The 12578-nt window shown below is 62.9% G+C and carries 13 protein-coding genes; 4 read left to right on the top strand and 9 right to left on the bottom strand.

Annotation, left to right across the window (positions count from 1 at the left end; all coding sequences use genetic code 11):
• Positions 1-102 precede the first annotated feature (102 nt).
• On the top strand, positions 103-1302 hold the full coding sequence (locus ACS4NR_RS04555) for an MFS transporter (protein WP_456019207.1): 1200 nt from the start codon (positions 103-105) through the stop codon (positions 1300-1302).
• On the opposite strand, the gene ACS4NR_RS04550 is transcribed toward ACS4NR_RS04555, so the two are convergent.
• Together ACS4NR_RS04550 and ACS4NR_RS04545 are read right to left on the bottom strand one after the other, a co-directional pair.
• Positions 1299-1844: a cytochrome b gene (locus ACS4NR_RS04550; protein WP_166496722.1), complete on the bottom strand. Its 546-nt coding sequence runs from the start codon at positions 1842-1844 to the stop codon at positions 1299-1301. The genes ACS4NR_RS04555 and ACS4NR_RS04550 overlap by 4 nt on opposite strands.
• Positions 1841-2935 (bottom strand): catalase family peroxidase, encoded by a 1095-nt coding sequence (locus tag ACS4NR_RS04545; protein ID WP_456019206.1) that lies wholly within the window; start codon positions 2933-2935, stop codon positions 1841-1843. The genes ACS4NR_RS04550 and ACS4NR_RS04545 overlap by 4 nt, the downstream gene beginning before the upstream one ends.
• Positions 2936-3092: 157 nt before the next feature.
• Here ACS4NR_RS04545 and ACS4NR_RS04540 point away from each other — a divergent pair, with 157 nt between their 5' ends.
• On the top strand, positions 3093-3599 hold the full coding sequence (locus ACS4NR_RS04540) for an RNA polymerase sigma factor (protein ID WP_103369274.1): 507 nt from the start codon (positions 3093-3095) through the stop codon (positions 3597-3599).
• Positions 3596-4351, top strand: coding sequence for an anti-sigma factor family protein (locus ACS4NR_RS04535; protein ID WP_456019205.1), 756 nt, complete (start codon positions 3596-3598; stop codon positions 4349-4351). The genes ACS4NR_RS04540 and ACS4NR_RS04535 overlap by 4 nt, the downstream gene beginning before the upstream one ends.
• A gap of 124 nt (positions 4352-4475) precedes the next feature.
• On the opposite strand, the gene ACS4NR_RS04530 is transcribed toward ACS4NR_RS04535, so the two are convergent.
• The 7 genes from ACS4NR_RS04530 to ACS4NR_RS04500 all read right to left on the bottom strand — a co-directional run bounded on the left by ACS4NR_RS04530 (position 4476) and on the right by ACS4NR_RS04500 (position 11091).
• Positions 4476-5447, bottom strand: a complete 972-nt coding sequence (locus ACS4NR_RS04530; protein WP_456020355.1) for a Csu type fimbrial protein — start codon at positions 5445-5447, stop codon at positions 4476-4478.
• Positions 5444-7801 carry a fimbria/pilus outer membrane usher protein gene (locus ACS4NR_RS04525; protein WP_456019204.1) on the bottom strand — a complete coding sequence of 786 codons (2358 nt, stop codon included), beginning with the start codon at positions 7799-7801 and terminating at the stop codon, positions 5444-5446. The genes ACS4NR_RS04530 and ACS4NR_RS04525 overlap by 4 nt, the downstream gene beginning before the upstream one ends.
• A gap of 245 nt (positions 7802-8046) precedes the next feature.
• Complete coding sequence (locus ACS4NR_RS04520; RefSeq protein WP_456019202.1) at positions 8047-8835, bottom strand: fimbrial biogenesis chaperone; 789 nt, start codon at positions 8833-8835, stop codon at positions 8047-8049.
• Between the two features lie 33 nt (positions 8836-8868).
• Entirely contained in the window at positions 8869-9369 is a 501-nt protein-coding gene (locus tag ACS4NR_RS04515) for a Csu type fimbrial protein (protein ID WP_095138831.1), read from the bottom strand.
• A gap of 4 nt (positions 9370-9373) precedes the next feature.
• Positions 9374-9910, bottom strand: coding sequence for a Csu type fimbrial protein (locus tag ACS4NR_RS04510; RefSeq protein WP_098968110.1), 537 nt, complete (start codon positions 9908-9910; stop codon positions 9374-9376).
• Positions 9911-9930: 20 nt separating this feature from the next.
• A complete protein-coding gene (locus tag ACS4NR_RS04505; RefSeq protein ID WP_095138827.1) occupies positions 9931-10464 on the bottom strand; it encodes a Csu type fimbrial protein in 534 nt (177 codons plus the stop codon).
• A 105-nt stretch (positions 10465-10569) separates the two neighbouring features.
• Positions 10570-11091, bottom strand: coding sequence for a Csu type fimbrial protein (locus tag ACS4NR_RS04500; RefSeq protein ID WP_253149638.1), 522 nt, complete (start codon positions 11089-11091; stop codon positions 10570-10572).
• Positions 11092-11378: 287 nt separating this feature from the next.
• On the opposite strand from ACS4NR_RS04500, the gene zapE reads away from it, so the two are divergent.
• Positions 11379-12500 (top strand): cell division protein ZapE, encoded by a 1122-nt coding sequence (gene zapE / locus ACS4NR_RS04495; protein WP_456019200.1) that lies wholly within the window; start codon positions 11379-11381, stop codon positions 12498-12500.
• The last annotated feature ends 78 nt before the right edge of the window (positions 12501-12578 follow it).

Genomic DNA, 12578 nt, shown 5'->3' with positions numbered 1-12578 from the left:
TTTTTGCGCAATCAAATGCCACGACCAAAAAGGTTGCAAATTAAAACCAAGCTGCCTACCTTGATTCTGGTTTTAATTTGAAACCCAAAAAGGAATCAGGGCATGCAATCTCAACCCCTCAAAAGCAGCGTGGTGCTGCTGTTCGCCATCGCCTGTGGACTGGCCGTGGGCAACGTGTATTACGCGCAGCCGCTGCTGGACGCCATGGCCGAGGCCTTCGCCATGGCGCCGGCAACCATCGGCATCGTCATCACCCTGACGCAGATCGGTTATGGCCTCGGTCTGGTGTTGCTGGTGCCGCTCGGCGATTTGCTCAACCGTCGCCGGCTGATCGTCACTCAGACCCTGCTCTCGGCTGCCGCCCTGCTGATGATCGCGCTGGCCCCCGATAGCGCGTGGTTGCTGCTCGGCATGACCCTGACCGGTTTGCTCGCCGTGGTCACGCAAATACTGGTGGCCTACGCCGCGACATTGGCCGTTCCGGCGCAACGCGGCCGGGTAGTCGGCGTCGTCACCAGCGGCATCGTCGTCGGCATTCTGCTCGCCCGCACGATTGCAGGGGCCATGGCTGATCTGGCTGGTTGGCGGGCGATCTATCTGCTGTCGGCGGGGCTGACGCTGCTGATGGCGCTGCTGCTGTTGCGCGTATTGCCCCGGGATGAAGCCGCGCAGCCGCCCAGTGGTTACGTCGAGCTGATCGCTTCGGTGTTCAGCCTGTTCAGGCAAGAGCCGGTGCTGCGGCAACGGGCGATTCTCGCGCTGCTGACCTTTGCCAGCGCCATGGTGCTGTGGACGCCGATGGTGCTGCCGCTGGCCGCCCCTCCGCTGTCGTTATCCCATAGCGAAATTGGCCTGTTCGGGTTGGCCGGCGCCGCCGGTGCACTCGCCGCTGCGCGGGCCGGACATCTGGCTGATCGCGGTCTGGGCCAATGGGTCAGCGGTCTGTCGCTGCTGCTGATGCTCGCCTCGTGGCTGCCGATCGCCCTCACCCAGTCCTCGTTGTGGGCGCTGTTGCTCGGCGTGATCACCCTCGATCTGGGCTTGCAGGCCGTGCACGTCACCAGCCAGAGCATGATCTACAACGTGCGCCCCGAAGCGCAAAGCCGTCTCACTGCCGGCTACATGCTGTTCTATTCGATCGGCAGTGCATTGGGTTCGATTACGTCGACGGCGATGTACGCCTGGGCCGGCTGGACCGGCGTGTGTCTGCTCGGTGCCGCTATCAATGCGATGGCGCTGGGTTACTGGTGGCTGACCCTGAAAAATGGCGCACCCCAGCGGTGCGCCACCCAGGCGGGCTAGTCGCGATCACGACCGCGCAACATGCTGTCAAGGACCTGGTCGCGGCGCACCCAACCATGGAACAGCGCCGCCGCCAGGTGCAACAGCACGGTCAGAAACAACAGGTACGCCAAATAGCCATGCGCCTTGCGCAGCAGGGCAAACACTTGCGCATCGGCTGGCAGGATCGACGGCAAGTGCAAGGTATTGCTGAGCATCACCGGCTCCCCCGACGCACTGATCATCGCCCAACCGAGAAGCGGCAGCACCAGCATCAACGCGTACAACAACACATGCGAGGCCTTGGCCGCCAGCACCTGCCAGCCCGGCAGATCGTCCGGCAGTGGCGGCTGGCGGGTGGAAAACCGCACCAACAGACGCACGACCACCAGCAGCAGAATCGCAATCCCCAGCGGCTTATGCAGATGGATCAGCCATTCATGCCGCTGTGAAACCGAAGTGACCATGCCGGCGCCGATGAACAACATGGCGATGATCATTACCGCCATCAGCCAGTGCAGCAGGCGCGCCAAGAGAGCGAAATGAGTCGGTTGCGTGCTCATGGGCGAGCCTCCTGTTTGGCGGCGGGCAATTGGCTGACTTCACTGGTACGCCGTAGATAAGAATCGGCGTAACCGGCGGAACGCGCCGCGAGCAATGGGTCGTCGGAACCCTCGATACCAGCCGGCAACACCAGCGGATCGTAGTTGATGTCACGGCATTCGCCGCTGAGCTGCGGTTGAGTCTTCTCCAGCACCAGCGTGCCAGCGTTGATCACCTTGCGGCCCTCGGGCCAGGCTTTGCTGGCGTCGTTCACCGGATCACCAGGGTTGGCCAAGGTGATATTCAACTGCCAGCGCAACGGCCCCTCGGCCAGACGCTGCACCAGATCCTTCTCGAGAAAATCCGCACCCTCCGGCGCCGAGGCTCCGGCGGCATCACGCGCCAGCGGCGTGACACTCCAGCGCACCGCCTGCTTCTGCCCGCTGGCGTTGACCAGATAAAACGCATTCACGCTGTTGTAGGTTTCAGTGGCATAGCTGGCGGAAGGTTTGGCGGTCTTCACCCACGTCAGGAACGGCACGGCTTCCGGATGCGCAGCGAAGAATGCCGGGACTTTCGACGGATCCGGTTTGCCCGTGGCCGGGTCCGGCGACTGCGCCTGCTGCAACTGATAGAACGCCTCGGGAGTGCCGACCGGGAACACCGGCATGCTGTTCATCCCGGTGCGCCATTGCTGCCCGTTGGCCTGGGTGAAACGCAGCGCCAGGCTGCGGATCGGCACACTGCTGTCCGGGGCATAGGGATTCCCCGCCGGCAATGCGAAGCGTCCGACCACCGGGGTCTGCGCCTCGTTGAACACCTGCGCGGAAGAAAACGCCCGCGCCTCGCCACTGCTCTCGAAATGTCCGATCACGCACACGCCCTTGGCGTGATTGCGGCGAAATCCGGGGTGCACGCCGTTGTTTTTCTCCAGCACATCGACCAGCGCCTTGGGCGTCAGACGTTGTGGGTCAAGGTTACCGTGCACGTAGGCAAACGCCCCGGCCACTGCGGCAACCACCACGGCAATCGCCGTCAGGCGCAACACTGTGCTCGCGGCACTCAAGGGTGGGCGCGACGGCCTGCCCGACGGTGAAGTGCGATCAACCATGAATAACTCCAGGGCCATCGGCCACAAGTAGGAAGAATCAGCAAGACGCGCCCCATCGGGATTTATTCCATGGCCCGGTATTTATTTTTCCGAACGTGGAATAACCTCGAACGGCAGACGTCTCCCTAGTCCACAGCGTAGTGACTAGTAGAAATTCATGAGCGAATTCGACGAACAGTTGAGAGAAATCATTCCCAGATTGCGCCGCTTTGCCGTGTCATTGACCCGCAACAGCAGCAGCGCCGACGATCTGGTGCAGGCCAGCCTTGAGCGGGCCCTGTCCGGCTGGGGCGAGAAACGCGCCGAGGGTGACGTGCGCGCGTGGCTGTTCGCGATCCTCTATCGCCAGTTTCTCGATGCCCATCGGCGCTCGCGTCGTTATGCGCGGATGCTCGAATTCTTCACCGGTCGCGACGATGCCGAACCCTCGACCGAGCGCACCGTGATCGCCCAATCGACCCTGCAAGCCTTCGATCGACTGCCCAGCGAGCAACGCGCGCTGCTGTTGATGGTTTCGGTCGAAGGCCTGAGCTACAAGGAAGTCGCGCAAATCCTCAACGTCCCCAGCGGCACCGTGATGTCGCGCCTGTCCCGCGCCCGCCAGGCCTTGCGCCAGCTCAGCGACGGCGAAATCAGCAGCCCTTCCTTGCGGATACTCAAATGATCAGCATGCCCCCCAGCGAGCGCGACCTGCACGCGTACGTCGATCACCAACTCAACGAAGCCGACCGGCGTCTGGTCGACACCTGGCTGACCACTCACCCGGAAGCCGCCGCGCAAGTGCGCGCCTGGCAGCACGACGCCCAGTTGTTGCGCGCAGCCCTGGGTGGTGCCTTGCAGCAACCGGCCAATCCGGAGCTCGATCCAGCGCTGATTCGCCAGCGCCTCAAGCGTCAGTCGCGGCGCCACCTGGCCAGCGCGGCGGTGTTGCTGATCGCGGTCGGCATCGGCGGCTTCAGTGGCTGGCAGGCGCGGGAGATGACCCTCGTGCGCTCCTCCATGCTGCCGATGACCGATGCCTTGCAGGCCTATCGTTTGATCGCCCAGCAAGGGATTTTGCCGGCGGACTACAAAGTCGACAGTGACGGCGACATGCAGCATTGGCTCGACCGCTATTTCACCCAGGCCAGTCGCTTGCCGGATCTGAAATCCGCCGGCTTCGAACCGGTCAGCGGCCGCCTGCTCAGCACCAACGAAGGCCCGGCGGCGATGGTCATGTATGAGGATCGCAGCGGCCACAAGGTCAGTTTCTACGTGCGGCCACCGGGACCGAAGAACACCTTCCTGCCACGCGGTAGCCGCAGCGACGGCGATCTGCAGGCCGATTACTGGTCCGGTGGCGGGTACAACTATGCGATGGTCAGCCCGACGGACTCGCCGGCGGCGCAGCAACTGAGGCAGTCACTGCCATTGTGAAAACTGCGCAATCCCCCTGTGGGAGCGGGCTTGCTCGCGAATACGGTGTGTCATTCAACAATGATGGTGGCTGGTCTACCGCTTTCGCGAGCAAGCCCGCTCCCACAAGGGTTCATCGTATGAGTCAGAAACCCACGTCGAGCACCACATTGTCCAGGTACGTCCCCGCCGGCGGCGTGGTCTGGTCGGTGTAGATCTTCGCGTTGTAATTGAAAATCTGGCTCCCCGTGCCCAGTCCATTCCCCGGATTGACCTCCGCGTCAGTGCTCGACCGGCGCGCGCTGCCGACGCTGCCCCACCGGGTGGTGCCGGCGCTTTTGAAGATGTCGTAGGCCAGATAGTTGCTCCCGGAAATCATCCGCCGCCGACCGCCGACGCTGAGCGGGTTCTGCCCGTCGCTCAAACCGACGGTGTAAGCGCTGCCCTTGGTACAGGCCAGGTTGATCGTCTGCCCGGTCACCGGGGTAAAGGCGCTGATTACCGGCGCGCTGCCGAAGGCGATGTTCGGCGCGGTAATCGTGCAGTCGTTGGACACGGTCAGGTTCACGGTCAGCGTGGTGGTGCCGCTGGCAATATCGCGGCCGATGCAAATGGCGCCAATGCCAATGCCCGAGCAGTAATTCCAGTTCCAGAAAATGCTCAGGGTTTCCGTGTACACCCCGGCGGCGACGTTGCTGCCAATGGTCGTGCCCAGATACAGCGGCACGGTTTTCGGGGTGGTGCCGTTGAGCAGCCCCAAGGCATCGATGATGCCGTTGCGGGCGAAGTCGAATGCGGTGCCACGGGTGACCGGGTAGCTGGTGCTGTTGTTGGCGTAAATTGTGTAGCCGATGACGTCGCCGGTCGGCCCGCGCAAGCCGCTCTGGGTCGAGGTGATGGTGGCGTAGAAATGATCGTTGCTGGTCAGCAATGACAGCAATGAACCGGTACAACTCAACCCGGCGTTGAGGGTGGAACTGGGCTGCGTCGTGGTGCGCACGGCAATCGAACTGATTGAGCCGAACGCCGCCGGTGTGGTGCTCACCACCGAACACAAGGCCTGCGCTACCCCCGGCAGCAGCAGCGCCAGACACAGGCAGATCCGCACCGCATTCACTGGCACACCAACGGGCCGATCAGCGGCACCTGGCTCTGCTGCATGTCCACCTCGAACTGCGTCTTGCAGATCTTGCCGTCCGCCAGCGTCACCAGCAACGCGTTCTGCGCCTGCAGGTTTTCCAGATAGACCAGACCATCCCAGCCGACCACCGTGCGCGCGCCACTCTGCTCGTGCAGCACGCCCGCGCCCAATGGCAGCTCGCGTTGCTGCGCATCCACCAGCACGATGCTCGCGGCGATCACCCGGGTCAGCGGAAACTCCAGCAAATAGCCGCTGCCACGACGCACGGCGATGCGCTGTTCGACGTTAGGGCTGCGCACGTTGGCCGGCAGATTCAGCGGATCGATTTCGTATTTGCCGCGGTAGTACGCGCTGCTCCACGGCACCAGCAAGTGGCCGTTTTTATCGGTCTGACCGACCTGCTGGTTTTCGTAGCGCACCGGAATATCGGCAAACCCCTCGGTGCTGACCACCACAAAAGCATCGTCGATGCGATTGGCCGCGAACACCTGGCGGTCCATCCACACCAGCGAACCACTGGCATCGGCCCAACGGGTTTCAGCCTCCGAAGTGCCATAAACACCGGCCTGCAATTGCACCGATTGCAGACGCCAGGTGACGTCGGCCTGGCGATAATCGGGACCATCACCCTTGGCGTAACCCAGATTGAAACCGACCCCGCCCTCGGTCGGCACCGAGCGGCTGTAATTGACCCGCTGCTGACTCTGCCCGGTCTTGCTGCGCTCGCTGCTGATCGCCAGGCTGCCGCGCAGATCGAACGGAATCACCAGTTGCGCCTGCACCGCCCAGTTGCTGTCGCCGATCTCGCGGTTGGCCGACAGATAAAAACTGCTGTTGCGCCACAGTGGTTTGCTCCAGCTCAGGTTGAGCAACCGCGTGCGCGAATCGTCCGCCGCGCGCACGTCGAAGTAGCCAGCACCGAGGCTGCCCCAGCGTTCGAGGTTGACGCTCAGGGTCGCCTGCTCGCTGCGCCGGCTGAGGCTGATGTAAGGGCTGTCGATCACGCTGAGGTCGGCGTACCGATCGCGGCGTTGCAGGCGCTGCCAGGAAAAACTGTAACGCTGGCTGCTGTATTGATAACCGAGGCTCAATTGCTCGCCAGCGTCACCCTCGAATCGGCTCTGACTGATGGCGCTGTTGAGTACGCCGAAATTGCCCAGACGCAAATTGCCGCCGATCCCGCCGAGGGTCAGCGAGTCAGCCGCTTCGGCGTGGCTTTCCAGGGTGAAGCTGTCGCTGACACCGTAGCGCAGGCTGCCGGAGGTCACGCCGGGGCCATAGCTGAAGTCCTTCAAGCCGTAATCGCGGCGCAACGTACCGGCCGCCACCGAAAAATCACTCAGGCCTTTTTGCAGCAGACTGCTGGTGACATAGAACGGCACCGTGGTCGACACCTGCCGCCCCAGCGCATCAGTGGTCACCACCACTGCCTCCCCGGCGCCGTTGATGAACGGAATGTTGGTCAGGGTATACGGCCCCGGTTGCAGGTCGGTGCTGCTCGACTTGTAGCCGTTGATAAACAGATCAACCGACGACGGCACCGCGGCCTCACCGGCGAACTGCGGCAACGGATAGGTCACCAGATCCGGGCGCACGGCAAAATCCCGTGAGAACTGCACGCCGCCCAGACGCACCGAATTGCTCCAGGGCAAGGCGCCACTGATCACGTCCCCGCCTTCGTAGGTGAGCATTCGCTCGTCATCGGAGTAACGCCAGGTGGTGTCGTAGCGCAGGTAACCATTGTCGAGCGTACTGACCGAATCCCCGGACAAGGTGCGCCGGTACTGCCCGGTGTTGGACAGCGTGCCCCAGCTGTCGAACAGCCGCACCTCGTTCCACGCCGCCAGATAAGTGCCAGCATCGTCGGTGTCATTAAGGTACAAGTCGTAGTTGAACAGCGCGCCGAAACTGCTCAGCGCCGGGGTGCGCGGATAGTTCTCGCGATTACCGATGAACTGATCCGGCAGCCACTGCGGCGGCACATCCAGAAGCAGCCGCTGACCGACACTGTCGTACTCGCTGTGCAGTCCCGGCAGGCCGTCGAGATCGACTTCGGCCCCAGCATTGCCCGGCAGTTTCATCCCGGTTGCAGCCAATACGCTGGCCGGCAGAAACAGATGCCCGTCGCGCTGCTGCACTGCCACCACCCGCCCGGTGTTCATCTGATTGACCACCAGTTCCAGAAACAACTGTGCATCACTTACGGCCTCCATGCCGCTGGGCGGCGGCGGCAGTTCGCCGGCCTCGGATGGTTGCACGAACATCAGGCACCACGCGCCGGTCATGAGCCACAACGGACGCTGAATACGACGAGCCCATCCCGGGCTCATACACGCTTTACGTCCGTCAATGGACTTGATCCTCCTGATGCCACTCTTGCCAAAGCCAGTTATCTTTCTCTGGTTTTTTGACGACCCGACGCAATCATTGTGGCGAGGGAGCTTGCTCCCGCTCGGCGGCGCGGCCGTCGTCAGAACTGTTGAAGCGGACTACCTGCCACGGCTTGGGGCTGCTTCGCAACCTAGCGGGAGCAAGCTCCCTCGCCACAGTAATCCTCTCGACACAGCGTCTTGTTTTAGCGTCCCGGCGCAATGCTCTGCACCTGCGCGCCACCATTGACTCGCACCTGCAACGCCGACTCACTGGCCAACGGCCCCGGTGCCGGCCAGCGCATCACTGCTCCCGGCAACACATAACCCAGCAAGCCCTCGGCCAATGGCTTGCTCTGCCCACCCTGTTTGATCACCACGTCGGTCAGCCGCGCATGCACCGCGCCCTGGTTGCGCACCTCGACATACGGCCGACCGTCCACCGCCACCGTGCGCCAGCTCAGTTGCGGCACACCGACACCTTTGGGATCACGCGGGCGGGTGCTGTCTTCCTTGCTCCACAGCCCCGCACCGTAAGCAAACAAGGGCACCGAATAACGCATCTGAAAGCGGATCGCGGCTGCGGTTTTGCCGCCCTCGGCAGCCGGCGGCTGGGCAGAAGGGATTTCGTCGATGATGATCCGGTAGGCCAGTTCCTGCCCCGGCGGCACATCCTTGGTCCGGGTCAGGCGCACCAGTTGTTTTTGCCCCGGCTCGATCTTCGCCACCGGCGGGCTACCGATCACATCACGCTGGTTCTGGTATTGCTCTGCAAAGCCACTCTGACTCCAGCCGAACACGCGGATCTGCAGGTTGGCGGTTTCCGTGCCGCGATTCTCCAGCCACAACGCACTGGCCTGTTGATCGGCCTCCAGCACCGGATCGATTGGCCAGATCAGCACCGAACTGGCGGCCTGTGCATGCCCGGCCCCGAGTATGACCAGCGCCAGCAACACCAGCTGCACAACCGAATGCAGTGAAGTAACTACCCCCATGAACCTGCTCCTTGTCAGCATTCAAACTTCGCCTCACCACGACAGCTGCACCTGCAACACGTCGCTGTACGTCCCCCCAGGCTGATTGCCCGGCAATTGCACCTGGCCGTAAATCGGCAGGCTGATGTTGTTCGCATCGCTATAGGCCACCGCCACGCTCTGGCCAATGCCCAGGCTCTGGCTGTAAGCCGCATCGCGAAACAGCGCATACGCCACCCGCGCACTGCCGCTGTTGATCTGCATATGCCGACCGCTGCTGTTGTACTGGCCGCCATCGACCGTCATGTTCAGTGCCACCCCCGGCGTGCATTGCAGTTGCACGCCGCCGGTCAATGCCACTTGCACCGTGCCGGTCGCGAGGGCCGAACTCGAACCGAAATTCAGCCCGCCGTAATTCGACACTCCGCCGACCACAAGACACCCCGGCGTGATGGTCGCGCTGACCTGAAAGCTCTGGCTGGTCGCCGCCCCCAGCGGCAGCGGCACACTGCCCGCACAGAGCAGGAGCAGCGCGGCACAGCCTTGGCGGCGCATGGCATCAGAACGTCAGTTCGACAGCGACGGTGTCGGTGTACGTGCCCGCCGGCAACCCGGCCTTGCCCACCGCCTGACCGTAGATATTCACCGTCTGCGCCACGCCAGTGCTGGTCGCCAGGTTGATCGTGCCGTCGATCGGCAGTAGCTGCGAATGCCCGGCATCGGTGTAAAAGTCGTACGGCACGTAGTTGGCGACACCGTCGTACAGCGCGCGAGCGCCACCCGGCGACTGCCCGTCGTGAGCACCGGCACGCACCTTGACCACCGGGGTCGTGCCGCTGGAGCAGAGAATCGACAGCGCCCCGCCACCACCGCCGAGCACTTGCCCGCTGGCGGTGGTGAACAGACTGTTGGCGGTGCCGAAGTTCAGCGCACCGAAGTTCAGCCCGGTGGAACCGCCGGCACCGTTGACCTGACAGCTGCTGATCAGGGTCAGGCTGGCGGTGATCTGGCCGGTGACCGTGGTGGCGGCGTTGGCACTGGAAACCAGCGTCAGGCCGAGCAACGACAAACCTATCCTTGATGCAAACTTGCGCATGGTGTCCGTCCTCTACGGGGTTACCAGTCGAGCGTCACCGTCAGCGTGTCGGTATAGACACCTGCCGGTACCGCGCGGGTATTCGCCACCACCGTGCCAAACACCGGAATCGGTATCTGCGCACCGCTGGTGACAGCGAAGTTGTGTTGTTGGCCAATGCTGTAGCGCTGGCTGCCGGAGGCATCCAGAAAGAGTTGATAAGGCAGGGTCTGGCGCCCGTTGCTCAGGCGGCGGGTGGTGCCGTCACCGTGGCTGCCGCCATCAATAGTGACGGTGAAACCGGTGACCGAGGGATTGCAGGCGACGTTCAACTTGCCGCTGCTGTCGCCGTCGAGACTGGCCTTGATCGGCGCGGTCCAGGTCGGCCCCTGCTGACCGAAGTCGAGGGTGCCCAGATTGCTCACCGGGATCGCGGGCGTGGCACTGTTGGTGACTTCGCACCCGGCGATCAGAATCAGCCGCGCATTGATCTGCCCACTGATTGCCGCCTGTGCGTCGTCAGCGAGCAACAGCATTGTCCCTGCGGCGATAACCATCCAGTGCTTGCCTGTCATTGCGTCCGCTCCTACTCCTTCAGGATGCCTGCGTACCTCGCGTTCAGCATTGAACGCGCCTTCCCTGCGCAACCCGCCTCCAGCGGATTGCCTGAAATCCTGCACTCACCAGGTCACGGTGACCTTTACCAGATCCGAATAGCGGCTGACCTGCGGAACCTGCGCCAGACGCTCGATCCGCGCGTACAGCGGCAGCTCCACAGTGCCGGTGTCCGGCACCCGACCGCTCACCGGTACGTCCACCACCAGCGGCACCCGGCGCGCCGCGTCCTGATACAGCCGATAAGGAATCGGCTGGCTCCCCGCCGCCCCCGCCATATAGCGAACCTCACCAACCCCGCCATGCAGGCCACCGTCGACCCGTAGCTGATACGGCGTGTCAGGGTTGCACTCCAGGCGTGGCAACCGTTGGTTGGTCAGCGCCGCTCCGAGTGGCCCGGCCGGGTCATCGAGACGCGCAGTACTGCCGAAATCCAGCACGCCCAATTGTTCGATACCCGCTTCGCGCTGCTGGCCGATCAACTGGCAACCACGCTGCACGTCAACGCGTACTTCGACCTGAAGATCCGCCGCATACACCGAGGCCCCAAGCACCCCGAGCAGGCCCACCACCACACGTGCAATCACTTTCCCATTCCTTGCGAGGGAACATCCTGGATGACGTTGCTGTGTTTCAGGTTAGCAACGGTCGACGAATCCGCCAGTCGATTGGATCCATGGATCTGCCGGGATATGTTTCGAAAGTTTGGCAACACGGCGAATTACATCGCTGAAAATAGCTGTACGTCCCGCACAAATTTGTTCAGTGATCGCCCACAGTCGACGAGCCGTGATGGAAGCCGGGCGCCGCCTCTGGTTACACTACGGCGCCGCGCTCCCGGGCGTCGGCCTGATGACTACGGAGTGACTGCACTGTGCCCTCTCGATCGCCCAAACGATCGCCACTGACCCTACGCTGGTCGGCGCTGCGCCGTTGGTTCGCCAAGGGCCGGCCCGCGAATGCCGGGCATGACGCGAATGCCCAGTCGATCCGCGACTATTTCCGGCACAAGGCTCACGGTCAGGGCTACACCCTCAGCCACAGCCAGCAGCGGGTGATCGACTGCATGGCGCAACAGGCCAGCCTGTTGTTCGGCGCCAAGCCGCAAACGCCGCCGAGCCTGTACCTGCATGGCGCGGTCGGACGCGGCAAGAGCTGGCTGCTCGACGGTTTCTTCCAGGCACTGCCGACCGCGCAGAAACAGCGCGTGCATTTCCATGAATTCTTCGCCCGGCTGCATCAGGGCATGTTCCATCATCGCGAACAGGACGACGCCCTCGGCGTCACCCTCGACGAGCTGTTAGCCGATTGCCGGGTACTGTGTTTCGACGAATTTCATGTGCATGACATCGGCGATGCGATGCTCATCACTCGGCTGTTCAAGGCCTTGTTTCAGCGCGGAATTCTGCTGCTGGTGACCTCCAACTATCCGCCGGAAGGCTTGCTGCCCAATCCGCTCTATCACGCACGCTTCAAACCGGTGATCGAATTGATCAACGCCCGAATGCAAGTGATGGAGGTCGGCGGCCCGCACGATTACCGCAGCCAGGCGAGCAACCATGCGCATCAGGTTTTCACACAGGGCCACTATGTGTGGCCAGCCACCGTAACCCAGCGCCAGACGCTGAACCTGCCGCCCGAAGGTGCCCCGGCCATTGAGTTGCCGGTGGGCAGCCGACACGTTCAGGCGCGGCTGTGCGATGGCAGCCGGGTCGCTTTCACCTTCAACGATATGTGCGAGCAACCGACGGCGGTGATGGATTACCTGGAGCTGTGTCGGCGTTTCGACCAGTGGATCATCGACGACCTGCCGGAACTCGGTGAGTGCTCGATCGCTGCACAACAGCGCTTCATCAACCTGATCGACGTGCTCTACGACCAGGACAAACACCTGACCCTGCTCAGCCGCTTGCCACTGCGCGAGGCGCTTGGCGGCAATGCCATCGACCTGGCCCGCACCCGCAGTCGCCTGGGGCAGTTGCAGGAAATCCACTGACAACTCAAGTCCCTTGTGGGAGCGAGCTTGCTCGCGAAAGCGGAGTGTCAGTGACGAATCACTGACTGACAGGACGCC

Source organism: Pseudomonas sp. JQ36 (assembly GCF_053851495.1).
This window is presented reverse-complemented; position numbering and strand designations above follow the sequence as displayed.

What these genes read in the sequence shown, in the direction of transcription:
- ACS4NR_RS04555 (WP_456019207.1), top strand. Translation starts at nt 103, where the DNA reads ATGCAATCTCAACCCCTCAAAAGCAGCGTGGTGCTGCTGTTCGCCATC.
- ACS4NR_RS04550 (WP_166496722.1), bottom strand. Translation starts at nt 1,844, where the DNA reads ATGAGCACGCAACCGACTCATTTCGCTCTCTTGGCGCGCCTGCTGCAC.
- ACS4NR_RS04545 (WP_456019206.1), bottom strand. Translation starts at nt 2,935, where the DNA reads ATGGTTGATCGCACTTCACCGTCGGGCAGGCCGTCGCGCCCACCCTTG.
- ACS4NR_RS04540 (WP_103369274.1), top strand. Translation starts at nt 3,093, where the DNA reads ATGAGCGAATTCGACGAACAGTTGAGAGAAATCATTCCCAGATTGCGC.
- ACS4NR_RS04535 (WP_456019205.1), top strand. Translation starts at nt 3,596, where the DNA reads ATGATCAGCATGCCCCCCAGCGAGCGCGACCTGCACGCGTACGTCGAT.
- ACS4NR_RS04525 (WP_456019204.1), bottom strand. Translation starts at nt 7,801, where the DNA reads ATGAGCCCGGGATGGGCTCGTCGTATTCAGCGTCCGTTGTGGCTCATG.
- ACS4NR_RS04520 (WP_456019202.1), bottom strand. Translation starts at nt 8,835, where the DNA reads ATGGGGGTAGTTACTTCACTGCATTCGGTTGTGCAGCTGGTGTTGCTG.
- ACS4NR_RS04515 (WP_095138831.1), bottom strand. Translation starts at nt 9,369, where the DNA reads ATGCGCCGCCAAGGCTGTGCCGCGCTGCTCCTGCTCTGTGCGGGCAGT.
- ACS4NR_RS04510 (WP_098968110.1), bottom strand. Translation starts at nt 9,910, where the DNA reads ATGCGCAAGTTTGCATCAAGGATAGGTTTGTCGTTGCTCGGCCTGACG.
- ACS4NR_RS04505 (WP_095138827.1), bottom strand. Translation starts at nt 10,464, where the DNA reads ATGACAGGCAAGCACTGGATGGTTATCGCCGCAGGGACAATGCTGTTG.